The following is a 16,629-nucleotide window of genomic DNA, read 5'->3' as shown; positions in this document are numbered from 1 at the left end:
ATTGAATTTTATAGATTTTTATAATCATTAGAAATCTTGATCTCTTATGAGAGAAAGGAGAAAAATTATAATTTGGAAATTTTGTTTATTTGATGGAACAGTTTTATTAGATAAATTTATTATTAAAGAAAAAATAAAAAAAGGAAGTGTAATTTAGAATGGCGGTACGTGGAATGAAAAAAAATTATTCTTATTTATTTGGGATATTGACGATTGTGATGTATTTAATGGGATTGCTGCTTATAAATCGTGGACTTGGGTTTACGAATGTAGTTGTAATTGCTTGTTCTATGGTAATTTATTATGTGGCAAATGTTTATAATATGGCAGGAAGATATAAGTTAAGGGATATTGCGATTATAATTGCAATTAATTGTATTCTTGTGATGGTTACAAAATTTTTAAAAGTATTTCTTTTGAATGAAGCGATAATTTTGTTTGGGCTAATTACAATGTTTCAAATTATATATCGCTATATTGTAATGATTGGACTGGCTGAAAAGAAAAAAATCGTATTTGTTGGAGAAAATGGATATACAAATGATTTGCTTGAGAGCATAAAAAAAGACAGCCAGTATAAATTATCGGACTTTTTGAAGGGGGAAAAAGATTTAAAAGTTTTAACAAAAAAAATATTAGAACTTTGTGAAAATAAAAAAGTTGATATAATTGTGGATTTTACAAGCAATCTTTTATACGATACAAAACTCGTTGATAAGCTGCTGCAATACAAACTTAACGGGATGCAATACTATAATTACCTGGAATTTTATGAAATGTATGAAAATAAATTGCCTGTTTCAAATTTAAGTCCAAAATGGTTTTTGGAAAATACAGGTTTTGAAATTTATTATAACAGTTTCAATTTAAAGGCAAAAAGGATTCTTGATATAATTTTTGCACTTTTAATCGGAGTTTGCGTAATTCCAATCATGATTATCGCTGCGATTATAATAAAACTTGAGTCAAAAGGGCCGGTATTTTTTATTCAGGAAAGAATTGGTGAAGGGAATAAGCCGTTTAAAATAGTGAAGTTTCGTTCGATGACAACTGATGCAGAAAAGGACGGACCAAAATGGGCTACAAAAAATGACAATCGTGTTACAAAATTTGGTAAATTTATGCGGCTTACAAGAATTGATGAATTACCGCAACTGTGGAATGTGCTACGTGGAGAAATGAGCTTTGTGGGACCACGTCCAGAAAGGGAATTTTTTATAAAGCAGCTGGAAAAGGAAATTATGTACTATAATTTAAGACATACTGTAAAGCCAGGACTTACTGGATGGGCGCAAGTAATGTATCCGTATGGGGCAAGCGTTGAGGATGCCTACAGAAAGCTGCAGTATGATTTGTATTATATAAAAAATCATGACATTATTTTTGATATGAAAATATTACTAAAAACTGTTACGATTGTTATTTTTGGAAAAGGAAGATAATAAATTTTGAATTTTTAGGAGAATAGTCGTGAATAGAGAAGTAATCTTGGAATTTAAACCTATTTTGAATAGAAGATATGAATATGTTGTTAGTATTCAGAATAAGAACATTATAGAAAAAGGTATACGTAACATTGAAACTTCCTATGATTTTTCTATGGAAGCTATAAAAAAAACTGGTGAAAATCATATTATAAAAATCGAAAAGAAGAACATGAAATATGAAGGTTTTAGAAATAAGGAAATTGTTTTTTTGTCTGAATTGGTTGATACAATTATGAATCCTGTCAATTATAAAATTAATAAGGAAATAGAAGTTTCTAGGATTGAAAATTTGGATGAATTAAAAGAAGATTTTGAATTAGTAAAAAAATATGCATGGTATTCAGATCTTGATGAAGATGATATTGAAGAATTTTTAAAAGGAATAAAGAAAATGTTTTCATCTCCAAGGTTAGTTACTGATTATATTGCTGGAAGAGATTTATCAATATTTTTATTTGTTCCTTTTTATGAAAAATATAATTTTAATAATATTGTTAGAAGAAAAGTAAAATTAAGAAATATAGGTGGTATAGATTTACCGTTGCGTTTGGAAAGTAAATTGGTAGAGGCACATGTGGGGAAAGATTTAATAAGTTTGGAGATAACTGGCAAACTAGATGATGTATACTTTGATAAAAATAAATCTATAAAAAAACTGGAAGATATATTTGGAAGAGAATTAAAATTTTTAGAAAATGAAATATCAATTTATGAAAATAATTTTAAGGTAAATTTAGAAATGAGGGAATGTGATGAATAAAAAATGCGTACCTGAAGGAAGTTTTATAAAATGCAGTTTTGCTGAGGCCACAAATATAAAAAGATTAAAAGTAACTCATAATAATAATGTACTTATATATGGTAAAAAAATGGCGACAGAAGGAGATAAGGAATTTTTAGAAAATATACCTCAATTTGATAAGTGTAAAAAAGGAGAATGTAAATTCTGTGCTGTAGGAAACTGGGAGCCACTTGGAGAGAAAGCGATGATAGGAAATAATCGCCTTCTTTTAGAAAATTCAAAAATAAAATGTGAAAAAGGTGGAATTTTGAGTTTATATTTGACATTGGAAGAAATGATGGCTTCTGAAAGTTTACTTTCACTATTTAATTCAGATTTTCCAATAGGGCAAGGAATGGAGTTGGCATTATTAACTTCATTAGGAATAGGTGGTTTAGGTGTTTTACCTAGAAATTTATTTTTTAATTTTGGTATGCCAGGATTTGTAGTTTATGGTGGCAAAAATAAAAGAAATTCTCAAGAATTGTATAGAGAAGCGATAGAAGAAGGACTAAAGAATGGAAAAATAAAGAAAGTTGAAAAAAATGGAAATATATACTATGAAACTACAGAAGTGATAAATTATAAAAATTATGGAAGTATTTGGAGCGGAAATTTTGTGTTGACTGAAATTGACGGAGAATTAATTGTTTATAGTAAGAAGAGATAAAACAGCAGTTTCTGTACCTTTTGGAAGTTTTGATAAAGATGGAGAATCTCCATTTGATTATATAATTCAAAATAAACGATTTGGAGATGAAAATGAAAAAGTTGTATTTATACATAATCATTTTCAAAGTTCAGGAGAAAGTTCATATATGACAAAATTAGATATGAAAAAAGTAGCGGAATACTATGCTTATAAACCTAATTCACAAAAAATGGGAAAGAAAATTTTAAATTATTTAAGAGAAGGAGATGAACCGTTATATAAAGTTTCAAATAAATGGTCGGGTTCTGGGAATAATAGCTATACTTTTGGATCAGAAATAGAAGCTCATGCTGATTTGTTAGTTAATAAAACCAAATTAGCAAAATTTATAAAGTATGGAAGACAGATACAAAAGAAGCAAGGAGATGAATCATATTTTTATAGCGTTGGAATAGCAGACATGGCACAAGGAGATAGATGGCAGTTTGATAAAGTTCTTATGGATACATTATGGGGAAGAAGTCCGGTAGAAGATACAGACATATTGGAAAAAGAAAACTTTTATATTTATTAGGAGTTATAAAAATGAAAAAATTTATTATAATTACTTTGATTATCCTATTTATTTTATTCGTTCTGCTTTACATAATAATATTTTATGATCATAAAACTTCTGAAAAAACAAAAAAATTTATGGTGTCTCAGTATAGTGATAAAAATAAAACTATAAATACTTTTTGTACAGATTATTATCATCTTGGAAAAGTTTATATTGAAAACGGAATTGAGCATAGTGAAACATTAAATTTACGAAGAGTAGATAAAAACAAATGGACTGGAAAGTATTATAAATCAACTAATGAAATAGGGGTAGAAACAGAAATTGTATATGAAAATGAAAAATATTATGATTCTAAAACAGGAAAAGAAATAAAAGATTTTATACCGTATTTTCAAAGTGACATAATAAAATATGATGAATTGGAGACAACAGAAGAAGTAAGTATGGGAATTATATCCGATTATACCCCAAATGAAGGATATTTTCGTGGAAAATACTTAGATAAGAAATCATTCAAGGAATTTTTTAAAGATTCAGATTGGAATTTAGAAGGAGATATAAAAATAGATGTATATTATCAAAGTATAGAGCCATTATATTATCAAATGCGACTTGAAACAGAAAATGGTGAGTTGGTTTTAGGTGAAAAGTGTAGGTATATAAAATAAAATTTTAAGGAGAAGTATCAGAATGAAAAAATTTATTATAATTACTTCAATTATTTTAACAATTTTATTTATCCTACTTTACATAATAATATTCTATGATTATAAAACTTCTGAAAAAACAAAAAAATTTATAGTATCTCAATATAATGATAAAAATAAAACTATAAATACTTTTTGCAGTGATTATTATGAATTTGCAAAAGCATATAATAGAGGTAGGGATAAATATTATGAATCAATGAATTTGAGAAGAACAGGGGAAAATATATGGACTGGAAAATATTATAAATCAATCAATGAGGTAGGGATAGAAACAGAAGTCGTATATGAAAATGAAAAATATTATGATTCTAAAACAGGAAAAGAAATAAAAGATTTTACACCGTATTTTCAAAGTGACATAATAAAATATGATGAATTGGAGACAACAGAAGAAGTAAGTATGGGAATTATATCCGATTACACTCCAAACAAAGGATATTTTCGTGGAAAATATTTAGATAAGAAATCATTCAAGGAATTTTTTAAAGATTCAGATTGGAATTTAGAAGGCGATTTAAAGATGGATGTGTATTATCAAAGTAAGTGGACTCTTTATTATCAGATGGAGATAAAAACTGAAAATGAAAAATTACATTTATGGGAAAGTTGCAGATATGTAAAATAAAATTTTAAAAGGAAATGATATGAAAAAAATGATAATTTCATTGTTATTATTGATTTTAACGCTTTTTTGGCTTCAAAAGATTCGTTTTATTATAAAGATGGGATAACCGGGAAGTATATTGAACGTAAAAAGGTAAATTTTGATAATAAAGAAACAGAGTATGTTACAAAAGATACTTCAACTATTTATATACGTTATGATGTAAATGAGGGAAAAAGCAGTGTTGTAATTGAAGAAACTGGAGAAAATATTAGGGAAGAGTGTGGCTTGGGAGAGGAAAGTATGATAAAATTACATTAAATAAAAAAGAGTTAAAAAAATTAGGAGAGAAAAGATGTACTTAAAAGCATTGGAGTTGACGGGATTTAAATCATTTGCAAATAAAACTATTGTGGAGTTTGACAGTGGAATTACTTCCATTGTTGGACCTAACGGGAGCGGAAAGAGTAATATTCTGGATGCGATTTTGTGGGTTTTAGGAGAGCAGAGCTATAAGAATATACGGGCTAAGGAGAGTTCGGATATTATTTTTTCTGGCGGGAAGAATAAAAAGCCAAAGTCTATGGCAGAGGTTAGCCTAATTATTGATAATGGAGACAGATATTTGGATATTGATTTTTCAGAAGTTAAAATTACGAGAAGAATTTTTAAGACTGGGGAAAATGAATATTTGATCAATAATAAAAAATCTAGACTTAAAGATATTCATACTCTTTTTATGGATACTGGAATTGGAAAGCAGGCTTATTCGATAATTGGACAAGGGCGAGTGGAGAGAATTATTGGGTCTTCGCCAAAGGAATTGAAGGAAATTATAGAAGAGGCGGCTGGAGTAAAAAGAGCTAAGATTGAAAAGGATGAGTCTGAGAAAAAGCTGCAGGATTTGAAAAATGAGATTGAAAAGATTGATTATGTGGAAAAGGATTTGAAGCATCGGGTTGATTATTTGAAGATTGAGCAGGAAAAGGCAAAACTTTTTAGAGAATATAGTAAAAAGATTGATGTTCATAAATTTATGGTTTTAGAGTATGGCGTTAATGAGAAAACTTCGCTGAAGTATGAATATGAGGAGAAAAGTCAGGAAGTAAGGGAAGAACTGGAAAGGGGAGAAAAAACTTTTTCTGAAAAGCAGGCTGAACTTGAAAAAACTAATGAAATTAGAGTGGAACTTCAAGAAAATTTGAAAAATAAAAAAAATGAGAGAAATAAAAATTTTGAAAATCTGGAAATGCTGAAGGAAGAATATTCAAAATTGGTAAATCAAAATTCTAATTTAGAAACTGAAGCTAATGAGAAGGCTAGAAGAAAAGGGATTTTAGAAAAGGATATTGAGGAAAAGGAGAAAATTTTAAACGATTCTAAAAGTGAACTTGAACTTATGACAAAAGATTTGGCTGAAAAGGAACGGGAAAAAAATGAATTGGAGGCTAAAGTTAAGGGGGTGAAAAGGAAAAGTGACGAAATAGCGCTTGAATTGAAGGAGCGGACACAGAAAAACTCTAATTTTGAAGTTGATAAAATAAAAGTAGCTGGGGAAAATGAGGATCTGGAGAAAAGAGTTTTTGGGGCTACGAATGAGAATAAAAGGCAAATTGCTGAAAAGATGGGCCTAGAAGATGAATTTGACAGGATAAGTCAGGAAAAGAAGGCTTACGAAGTGCAGAAATCGGAAAAGGAAAAGCAGAAATTTGAAAGGGAACAGAAAATTCAGAAACTTAATGAAAAAACAGATGAATTGAGAAAAGAATATTCGGAAATTAATAAGAAAAAAAATGAATCCAGTTATAAACTTGAAAACTTTCAGGTTAGGCAAAAGGCTATTGCTAATGCGATTGAAAAAAATGAGACTTTTAACCAGAGCGTGAAGCATATTTTGAATGAAAAAATTGACGGAGTAATTGGGGCTTTTGTTAATCTGATTGATGTTCCAGCAGGATTTGAGGAAGCGGTTCAGACTTTATCTGGCGGAATGTTTCGGGATATTGTTGTAAGGGATAGTGAAATTGGGAAGAAATGTATTGAGATTCTAAAAAGAAAAAAACTTGGAAGGGCTTCATTTTTACCAGTTGAAGATATTCGGGTTTCAAAGATTAATGAAAATTTGCCTGTTATTGAGAAGATTTTGCAAAAAAGTAATTTTCAAAATAGGATGCCGCAGGAGGAAATTCAGAATATTATTTCAAATACAAAGGGGAAAAATGGAATTATTGACTTTGCAAGAAATATCGTAAAAGCCGATAAAAAATTTGTAAATGAAAATATAGAAAAAGTTATTCAGTTTGTTTATGGAAATTCGGTTGTTGTAGAGAATCTGGAAGTTGGGACAGAGCTTTTGAAAAAAGGGTTTAATGACAGGATTGTCACACTTGAAGGGGATATTATTACTTCTCGGGGAAGAATGACTGGCGGACATTCATTTAAGGGGAAAGATGAGATTTTGGAAAGAAAAAAAGAGCTGAAGCATCTGAAAGGTGAGATTGAGGAAAATAAAAAAGATCTTGATAAATTTGAGAAAAAATTATCGGAAATTGTTTTAGAGGCTGAGAAAGTTGGAAAAGAAAAGGAAGAAGAAGAAAAATTATTTGAGAACTTTAAAAATGATTATCAGTCATTTAATGAAAATTATGATGATTTTAGTATTAAATTCAGTCGGAAACAGCGGGAAATTAATACTTTGAACTATGAAATTTCTGAAAGCAGAAAGTTTATTTTGGAGAAGGAAACGAAAATAAAGGAAAATCTGGAATTGATTCAGAATATTGAAAAGTATATTGAAGAGAATAATTTAAAAATGGAAAATTTAAGGGAAGAATTGAAAAAACTTGAAAATATTGATGAATTTATTCAAAGACTGAATGTGGCTGATAAGGAATATGAAGTTTTGAAAGTCAGAACTGATAATAATAAAAATCGGTTTGGGGAAATTGAGGCTGATTATAGGAAACTTTTGAGGGAGAAGGCTGAATTAATTGAATTTGAGAAAAGGAAAGATTTGCTTGGAAGAGAATTAATGGATAAAATTTCAAAATTAAAGTCTGAAATTGGGGAAAATGAAAAAAATAGGAAGAGTATTTTTGGTGAAATTCAAGAAATAGAAAAGGAAATTCAGAAGGTTGAAGGAAGTGAAAGAAAATTAATTGCGGAAATCAAGGGAATTGAGATGAATATCCTGAAATATAAAAATGAATATGAAAAAATAATTGAGAAAATTACTAGAAATAACAGCGAACTTGAGTTTCAGACTTCGGAATTTAAGGAACTTGAAAATGATGAAATTTTGAACGATGAAGAATATTTTGAAATTGCCAGCGAAGAAGAGCTTGCGGATATAAAGAGAAAATTAGCTTCAAATGAAAGAAGCCGTATGAATATTGGAGCGGTAAATATGGCTTCGATAGAAGAATATGAGCATGAAAATGAGCGGTATCAGAGTATTGCGGCACAGAAGAAGGATCTGCTTGAAAGCAGGGAATCATTGCTTGGATTTATCAGGGAAATTGAAGAGGAAGTTACAAGTAAGTTTTTTATGGCTTATGAGCAAATAAATAAAAACTTTCAATATATGTGTGAAACAATTTTAAATGGCGCTAAAGGAATACTGAAAATGACAGATCCTGAAAATTTACTTACAACTGGGCTGGAATTAAGTGTAAAATATAAAAATAAGCCTGAGCAGACGTTACTTTTACTTTCAGGCGGGGAAAAATCAATGCTTGCAGTGTCATTTATAATGGCAATTTTTATGTTTAAACCAAGTCCATTTACATTTTTTGATGAAATTGAAGCGGCGCTTGATGAAAAGAATACGAAGAAGATTGTTGAATTGCTGCATCAGTTTATTAATAAATCGCAGTTTATTCTTATAACTCATAATAAGGAAACGATGAAGGGATCGCATAGGCTGTATGGAGTTACTATGAATAAGGAGATTGGGGAAACTAAGATTGTTTCAGTGGATGTGTAATTTAATTTAATATTTTTTACTGGAAATTTTTTGATATTTTTGATAAAATATAAATAAATAAAAAAGTATAATTTTTGAAAATTGGAAAGGAGAAGTGTGAAAAAGTTTTCACATAGATTGGGAATATGTTAAAAAAAATATTGGGTTTGATAATGATGCTTGCATTTTCAACTATTGGACTTGCTGAAACGGATGTATCGCAAATTGCGAGTGATTATCCATATAAGGAAAGTGCCATAATGGCGACTGTTCTTGGAACGCCTGCAGAACAGCAGTATAAATTTAAAAATCCAAAGGGGCCAAAAGTAAGGAAATTTACCACAACAAAAAAAATTCCTGAAATACTAAGACAGTGGAAGGATTATGAATATGGCGTTTGGACTCAGAAAGACAAGAAAGCGCCGCTAATAATTTTAATTTCAGGAACAGGTTCAGTTTATAACAGCGGGATGTCACTTTATTTGGCAAATGTATTTTATGACAGAGGGTATAATGTAATTGACTTCAGTTCACCTACTACAATGCCTTATATCGTAAGTCAAAGTAAAAATGCCTATGCTGGATATATAAAAGATGAAACTGCACAATTGTATGATTTGATACAGAAAGCTATCTTAAGGGAAAAAAGCGATGGAATGAAAATTAACAAGACTTATATTGGAGGTTACAGCCTAGGTGGATTTCAGTCATTGTTAATTCATGAAATGGATGAAAAAAATAATAGAAAAATTGGAATTGAAAAATCTCTTTTATTAAATTCGCCAATCAGTATTTTGACAGCAACGAAAAAACTAGACGGATATTTGATAAAAAATGGAGTTTATGACGCGAGAAGCCTGGAAAAATATTTAGATACAATATTTAGCAAACTTGTTTATGATAAATCAATGCAAATAAAAGATATGGAGTTTTCAAGCTTGACAACTACATTAGGGAAGTTAGGACTTGGAGAAAAGGATTTTGAAATACTTACAGGGTTATTATTTAGATTTTATTCGGCAAATATGACTTTCGCGGGAGAAGTATTTAGCGGGAATAATGCTGTTGGAAGACTTTCAAACAAAAAATCATATAAGAGATTTGATTCTGTGTCTAATGAATTTAGAGAAGGGCTGTCGGTTTCATTTGATGAATATGCAAAGGAAATTCTATATCCTTATTTGAAAAAATTTAAATATCCTGATCTTGATTTTAATAAATTTATAGATGATTTTGACTTGAGAAGCAGTCAGGATTTTATCAATAGAAATAATAAAAACATTGTATTTATTACTTCGACAAATGATATTTTGCTTGAAAAAGAAGATTTGGATTACATAAAAAATACATTTTCAAATAGAGTATTAATACCGTTTGGAGGTCATACAGGAGCTCTTTGGCATAAGGATGTGGCAAATTTGATGGTAGATAAATTGGAGGAAAAATAAATTATGGCAAGAAAAAATAAACTATTAATACTTGGGGCTATGTTTGCCATTACAGCAGTTGGAAAAGCTGAACTGATGGAAATAAAAAATGAAGATACTGTAATGTTCCTGGAGGAAAGCCGCAAAGAGGCAAATGATGATCTTTTTATTAAGTTTGAAGATGGGAAAGTGGCTCAGATACCTGATAAAAATATTGATTTAGTTGAAAGAACGAATGTTAAAACAAAGAAAAATAAATCTGATTTGAATAAGTATATTGCAATTGAGCAGGATGGATATGGAGTATTAGCAGAAAATTTAGAAGAGCTGAATGAAGATTACATTGTATCAAGTCAAGTGTTTCAGCTGACTGGAATAAATGATTCTATGGAGCCTTTTAATAGAAGAATGTATGCTTTTAATACACAGCTTGACAGAAAGATAGCTTATCCGGCTTCACGTATATATGCGGCAGCTGTTCCAAAACCAGTGAGAAAGGGAATTTCAAATTTTTATAATAATTTTAAGGAAATACCGACATTTGTAAATTCAGTTTTACAATTAAAACCTGGAAAAGCTGCAAATGCGCTTGGAAGATTTGTGGTAAATTCAACTGCCGGGTTATTGGGAGTAACTGATGTCGCTAAAAATATTGGGCTAAGAAGCGATCCTGAAACAATGGGAGATACTTTAGGGCATTATGGAATAGGAACAGGGTCTTTTTTGGTTTTGCCGGTATTAGGCCCAAGCACTGTTAGGGATGCAGTTGGAAGTACGGCAGATGCGGCAATGGAAGGTGCAGCAAGAGGTGTTGTGGATAAAAAGCTGTTTTTTGATACAGGAATCTTTGATAAAACTGTATATGGGTTTACAAGACCAGTTGTAACAGGGCTAAATGCACGTTCTATACTTAGTATAAAATATGGAGATTTAAATTCTCCGTTTGAATATGATTTAGTAAAAGCTCTTTACTATAATTATAGAAAAATACAAGTTATGAAATAATTATAAATTTAAATACATCTGCTTTTGAAATAAAAAAGTATTATTAAAAAATTTAATATAAAAATTAGGAGGAAATTAAGATGAGCTATATAAAAGATGTTGATTTGGAAGTGTATAATGCGATTACGGAAGAAGAAAAAAGACAAGAAGAGGGGATTGAGTTAATTGCATCGGAAAACTTTGTTTCAAAGGCTGTGATGGAAGCGGCTGGGTCTGTGTTTACTAATAAATATGCGGAAGGTTATCCTGGTAAAAGATATTATGGTGGATGTGTAAATGCTGATGTGGTGGAAAGTCTTGCGATTGAAAGATTGAAAAAACTATTTGGGGCAAAATATGCTAATGTTCAGCCACATTCTGGATCTCAAGCGAATATGGGAGTTTATGTTGGATTGCTTAATGCTGGGGATAAGATTTTGGGAATGAGTCTTAGCGCTGGTGGGCATTTGACTCATGGTTATAAAATTAATTTTTCTGGGAAGAACTATATTGGGCTTGAATATGGACTGAATCCTGAAACAGAACTGATTGATTATGAAGCAGTAAGGGAAATTGCATTGAGGGAAAAACCTAAAATGATAGTTGCTGGAGCGAGCGCTTATTCAAGAATAATTGACTTTAAGAAATTTAAAGAAATTGCTGATGAAGTTGGGGCATATTTAATGGTGGATATGGCTCATATTGCTGGACTTGTTGCAGCTGGACTTCATCCAAATCCATTGGAATATGCAGATGTTGTAACTTCTACAACTCATAAAACATTAAGAGGGCCTCGTGGTGGAGTAATCTTGACAAATAATGAAGAAATTGCCAAGAAAATTGACAAGACAATATTTCCTGGAATACAAGGAGGACCATTGGTTCATATAATCGCAGCAAAAGCAGTTGCATTTAAAGAGGCGCTTAGTCCCGAATACAAAGAATATCAGGAACAAGTTGCAAAAAATGCAAAAGTTTTGTCTGAAGAACTTACAAAAGGTGGACTTAGAATCGTAAGCGGCGGAACTGACAACCATTTAATGCTTGTAGATTTACGTCCAATGGGAGTTACTGGGAAGTTAGCTGAAGCAAAATTGGAAGAGGCTGGAATAACTTGTAACAAAAATGCTATTCCAAATGATCCTGAAAAACCGTTTATTACAAGTGGAATAAGATTAGGAACGCCTGCAATTACAACTCGTGGATTTAAGGAAGATGAAACAAGACAAGTGGCGCAGTTTATATTGACAGTTTTAGGAAATATAAATGACAGTGAAAAAATTGCCCAAGTGAAAGAACAAGTTTTCAAATTGACAGAAAAATTTCCACTTTATAAGGGAAAATAACTGGAAATTAAATAGGCATTGTAAAAATTTAAAAATTTAGTAAATATGGCAAGGGGTCTTTACCCCTTGTTAAGAATTGAAAAGCAATAAATGTTGCATTAATAGTAATTTATAGATTTTTGGAAATGGCTAAGAAATTAAAAATTAGGAGAAAATGTGAGAAATAATAATAGAAGAAATGATGAAATGCGTGAAGTGAAAGTGACTAAAAATTATATTATTCATCCAGAAGGTTCAGTTTTAATCGAATTTGGAAATACAAAAGTTATTTGTAATGCTACAATTGAGGAAAAAATTCCAAGATGGCTAAAGGGAACAAATTCAGGCTGGATAACTGCTGAATACAGCATGCTTCCCAGAGCTACGCATACACGTGTCCAAAGGGAGTCAGCAAAGGGAAAGCTTAGCGGAAGAACTATGGAAATTCAGCGTTTAATTGGAAGGGCATTGAGAGCAGCAATAGATTTGGAAAAACTGGGAGAAAGAACAGTAATGATTGACTGCGATGTGATTCAGGCTGATGGCGGAACTAGAACGGCTTCAATAACAGGGGCTTATCTTGCTTTGGAACTGGCAGTTGAAAAGCTGATTGATCAGGGAAAGTTAAAGGAAATTCCGATAAAATCAAAAGTTGCGGCAATAAGTGTTGGAAAAGTGCATAATGAGCTGCTTCTTGACTTGGAATATGAAGAGGATTCAAAGGCTGACGTGGATATGAACATTGTAATGAATGACAAGGGAGAATTTATCGAATTGCAAGGAACAGGAGAAGAAGCAACATTTACACAGGCTGAACTTTTAAAATTTATAGAACTTTCAAAAAATGCTTTTGATAAATTATTTAGTTTATAATTTTTTATTTTTTTATAGAAAATCTAATTATTTATTATATCTGATTGACAATTATAGAAAGTAAAAGTTTTAACAGTATTTTCATTTAAATAGTGAATTAGTTATGCAAGAAATCAAGATTTTGTATATAAAATAGGATTTCTGTTTTTTAATGTGAGTATTATAAAATAAAAAATAGTATTTGGCTTATTAAAAGTTGAAAATAAAGAAAAATAAAAAATAGTATTAACAGGATTATAGATTTTTGTAAGCAACTGTGGAAATTAGGAACTTTAAGAAATTAAAATTGGAGAAATTTAAATGGAAAATGATATAAATGATAAATTGACAAAGGGAAATAATGAAGATGAACAAGAAATTAGAAGAAATGAAAATCTTGTGATGTATGTGGATAAATTTTTATATTATGAAGAAGTTATTCTTGGTAAGAGTTTCAATACAATTAGAGGTTATCGGCGAGATTTGCTTCAGTTTATGGAGTATCTTGAGGAATATGAAGAAATTCATAATTTTGAGGAAATTGAAATGATGACTTTCAGATCATTTATTGCCTATTTAAATTCTCCTAAAAGGCTTGAAAAAGATGAAAATGTAAAAAGTTCCAATAAAAAGGCAAAATTAAAGCCTGTTTCTAAAAGAAGCATAAATAGGAAAATTTCAGCGCTAAGGACATTTTTTAAATATCTTCAGGAAATAAAAGTTATTGAAACAAATAAGGCTTCTTATATAAATGTCCCGAAATTTGAAAAGGAATTGCCGAATGTGATTAATCGAGATGATTTGAATAATTTAAGGCATGTTATAAATACAGAGAAAATTACCGGAATTCGTGACAGATTGATTATTGAATTGCTTTATTCCAGCGGACTTCGTTCAATTGAACTTATCAATTTAAGTGAATTTATGATTGATATTGAAGAACGGGAAATTCGGGTTGTTGGAAAGGGTGACAAGGAACGGATTACTTTCTTTAGTGAAAATGCGAAAAAGTGGCTTATAAAGTACATAGAAGAAAAAAAGAAGCAGTATGCTAATTATACTAGGGAAGTGCTTATTGTAAACAGTAAAGGGAAAAAATTGACGACACGTTCACTTAGAAGGCTGATTTCAGCACATGCACATGAGGCTGGAATAGAAAAGGAAATAACGCCGCATGTATTTAGACATTCGTTTGCAACGGAACTTTTGAATAATGGCGTAGATATTCGGTATTTGCAGGAACTTCTGGGGCATAGCAGCATTGCTGCGACACAAGTTTATACACATGTGAGCAAATCTTTGTTGCGGGATATTTATATGAGTACGCATCCGTTATCTAAGGAATAAGTTTATTTTGAAGATTAAAATTAATAAAATAAATATTCTAAAATTGGAAATTGTTATTTTTTTAAAATAAGAAATTATTTTATCGGACGTTGAACGTTTAAATATTATTAAATTAAAAGATTTAGAAGAAAATGGAGGAAATTTTGATTAAAAAGAAATGTAGTGGCTGCGGGATTGAGCTGCAGTTTGAAGATAAAAATAAGGAGGGGTATGTTCCTGAAGAAAAATTTGTGATGCAGGATAATTTGCTTTGTCAAAGATGCTTTAAGATTAAAAATTATGGGGAAAATCTTGTAAATAATTTTAGCAGGGAGGATTATCTGAAGGAAGTAAATGAAAGTGTGAAAAAGTCAGATATAATATTGCCAATTTTTGATATTATTGACTTTGAAGGTTCATTTACTGAGGAAATTCTGGATTATTTGAGGGATTATAGATCAATAATTTTGGTTAATAAAATTGATCTTATGCCTGATTTTATACATCCAGCAGAAATTTCAAACTGGATAAAGGACAGGCTTGCTGAAGAGGATATTGTGCCTGATGACATTGCCTTTATTAGTGCTAAAAGCAAATATGGAATAAATGGGATAATTAGAAAAATTAAAAATATTTTTCCAAACAAAAAGGTTAAGGCAACAGTTCTGGGAGTTTCAAATGCTGGGAAATCTTCAGTTATAAATTTACTTTTGGGAAATAATAGAATAACAACTTCAAAATATTCAGGGACAACTTTAAAGTCAATTAATAATAAAATTCCAAATAGTGAAATTACGATAATTGATACGCCTGGGCTTATTCCAGATGGGAGAATTTCTGATTTGATTAGCGTGGAAAGTGGATTGAAACTTGTGCCAGCGGGGGAAATTTCAAGAAAAACTTTTAAACTGGAAGAAAATCAAGTGTTTATGTTTGATGCTTTCTGCAGATTTAAAGTGTTGGGAAATGAACTTTTGGAAAGTGGAAGCAAGCCGATTTTCTCTGCTTATGCTTCAAAAAGCGTGAAATTTCATGTGACTCGTGAGGAAAGAGTGGAAGACTTGCTGAATGGGAGTTTTTTTGAAATTTTGCAAAAGGATGAAAAGGAAAAATATTTTCAAAATGAATTTGTAACTTGTGAAGTTGAAATTGAAGAAAATGAGGAACTGGCAATTGCGGGGCTTGGATGGATTAACGTTAAAAGAGGGCCTTTAAAGATCCAGCTGGAAATTCCAAAGCAGGTAAAAGTGATTGTGAGACCATCAATTTTTAAGAATAAAAAATAATTTTTTAAGAATTAAAATATTGAAAAGTGGATAAAAGTACACAAGATTAAAATAAAAAATTGTGTTAATGAGAGTTTATAGATTTTACAAATGGACTAGAAATAATTTTTAGAAGGGAGAATATGAAATTTTTAAATTTCATTTAGGAAAATGGCTTTCGATAATGATTATTATTATGGGAATAATAGGGCAAAAATAACTAGAAAGATTATTTTTCGAGGAGTAGTCTTTCTTATAGTTTTATTTATTGCAATTTTTAATGTTATTATACTTTTTTCAAGAAAAGTTGATAAACTTATAAATGCAGATATTCAAGTGGAAACTGTGAAATTGCAAAATGCAGTAAAGAAATTTCAGGAAGTAACAGGTGCAAATCCTAAATTGGCAGGGCTTGAAGACAATCTTAAAAGTGTGAAAAGTGCAGATGGAAAATATAATTTTGAAACTTTTTATGGAAGTGAAAAAATTTATGAAATTCCTGAAAGTATAAAGGATGACAGGGAACAAAGCAATAGAATTGTGACAAAAAAGGATAAAAAAGGCGGATGGGTTTACGATGAAGTGAAGGGAACTATTTCGCCAAATATTTAGAATTTGAGAGTTTTAAAAGCGGGGAGTTTGAGGATTAAGTAAAAATAAAAACTCAGTTAGAAAGAAGATTGAAAAATA

At 30.4% G+C, this 16,629-nt stretch carries 15 protein-coding genes; all 15 read left to right on the top strand.

From position 1 onward, the window contains the following. Positions 1-158 precede the first annotated feature (158 nt). The 15 genes from FVE74_RS05975 (at position 159) to FVE74_RS05905 (ending at position 16,551) form a co-directional block, all read left to right on the top strand. Positions 159-1,442 (top strand): exopolysaccharide biosynthesis polyprenyl glycosylphosphotransferase, encoded by a 1,284-nt coding sequence (locus FVE74_RS05975; RefSeq protein WP_147003677.1) that lies wholly within the window; start codon positions 159-161, stop codon positions 1,440-1,442. A 28-nt stretch (positions 1,443-1,470) separates the two neighbouring features. Beyond that, positions 1,471-2,247, top strand: a complete 777-nt coding sequence (locus FVE74_RS05970) for a hypothetical protein (RefSeq protein WP_147003676.1) — start codon at positions 1,471-1,473, stop codon at positions 2,245-2,247. Then, positions 2,240-2,938 carry a DUF4280 domain-containing protein gene (locus tag FVE74_RS05965; RefSeq protein WP_147003675.1) on the top strand — a complete coding sequence of 233 codons (699 nt, stop codon included), beginning with the start codon at positions 2,240-2,242 and terminating at the stop codon, positions 2,936-2,938. Before FVE74_RS05970 ends, FVE74_RS05965 begins: the two co-directional genes overlap by 8 nt. Then, positions 2,916-3,494, top strand: a complete 579-nt coding sequence (locus FVE74_RS05960) for a hypothetical protein (protein WP_147003674.1) — start codon at positions 2,916-2,918, stop codon at positions 3,492-3,494. Before FVE74_RS05965 ends, FVE74_RS05960 begins: the two co-directional genes overlap by 23 nt. 11 nt (positions 3,495-3,505) lie before the next feature. Beyond that, a complete protein-coding gene (locus tag FVE74_RS05955) occupies positions 3,506-4,150 on the top strand; it encodes a hypothetical protein (protein WP_147003673.1) in 645 nt (214 codons plus the stop codon). A 22-nt stretch (positions 4,151-4,172) separates the two neighbouring features. Beyond that, positions 4,173-4,817: a hypothetical protein gene (locus tag FVE74_RS05950; protein ID WP_147003672.1), complete on the top strand. Its 645-nt coding sequence runs from the start codon at positions 4,173-4,175 to the stop codon at positions 4,815-4,817. Positions 4,818-4,883: 66 nt separating this feature from the next. After that, a complete protein-coding gene (locus tag FVE74_RS05945) occupies positions 4,884-5,117 on the top strand; it encodes a hypothetical protein (RefSeq protein ID WP_147003671.1) in 234 nt (77 codons plus the stop codon). Positions 5,118-5,151: 34 nt separating this feature from the next. Beyond that, positions 5,152-8,781, top strand: a complete 3,630-nt coding sequence (gene smc / locus FVE74_RS05940) for a chromosome segregation protein SMC (RefSeq protein WP_147003670.1) — start codon at positions 5,152-5,154, stop codon at positions 8,779-8,781. A gap of 125 nt (positions 8,782-8,906) precedes the next feature. Beyond that, a complete protein-coding gene (locus FVE74_RS05935) occupies positions 8,907-10,208 on the top strand; it encodes an alpha/beta hydrolase (protein ID WP_147003669.1) in 1,302 nt (433 codons plus the stop codon). Positions 10,209-10,211: 3 nt separating this feature from the next. Next, positions 10,212-11,192: a VacJ family lipoprotein gene (locus FVE74_RS05930; RefSeq protein ID WP_147003668.1), complete on the top strand. Its 981-nt coding sequence runs from the start codon at positions 10,212-10,214 to the stop codon at positions 11,190-11,192. A gap of 80 nt (positions 11,193-11,272) precedes the next feature. Then, complete coding sequence (gene glyA / locus FVE74_RS05925) at positions 11,273-12,517, top strand: serine hydroxymethyltransferase (protein ID WP_147003667.1); 1,245 nt, start codon at positions 11,273-11,275, stop codon at positions 12,515-12,517. 156 nt (positions 12,518-12,673) lie between these two features. Continuing rightward, the gene (rph, locus tag FVE74_RS05920; protein WP_146964377.1) at positions 12,674-13,369 is read left to right on the top strand and encodes a ribonuclease PH; all 696 of its coding nucleotides are present in this window, start codon (positions 12,674-12,676) and stop codon (positions 13,367-13,369) included. Between the two features lie 300 nt (positions 13,370-13,669). Then, the gene (xerA, locus tag FVE74_RS05915; RefSeq protein ID WP_147003666.1) at positions 13,670-14,695 is read left to right on the top strand and encodes a site-specific tyrosine recombinase/integron integrase; all 1,026 of its coding nucleotides are present in this window, start codon (positions 13,670-13,672) and stop codon (positions 14,693-14,695) included. Between the two features lie 143 nt (positions 14,696-14,838). Continuing rightward, positions 14,839-15,960 (top strand): ribosome biogenesis GTPase YqeH, encoded by a 1,122-nt coding sequence (gene yqeH / locus FVE74_RS05910; RefSeq protein ID WP_147003665.1) that lies wholly within the window; start codon positions 14,839-14,841, stop codon positions 15,958-15,960. Positions 15,961-16,110: 150 nt separating this feature from the next. Next, the gene (locus FVE74_RS05905; protein WP_147003664.1) at positions 16,111-16,551 is read left to right on the top strand and encodes a competence protein ComE; all 441 of its coding nucleotides are present in this window, start codon (positions 16,111-16,113) and stop codon (positions 16,549-16,551) included. The last annotated feature ends 78 nt before the right edge of the window (positions 16,552-16,629 follow it).

It is taken from the genome of Leptotrichia wadei, from assembly GCF_007990445.1.
GTDB lineage: Bacteria > Fusobacteriota > Fusobacteriia > Fusobacteriales > Leptotrichiaceae > Leptotrichia > Leptotrichia wadei_A.
This window is presented reverse-complemented; position numbering and strand designations above follow the sequence as displayed.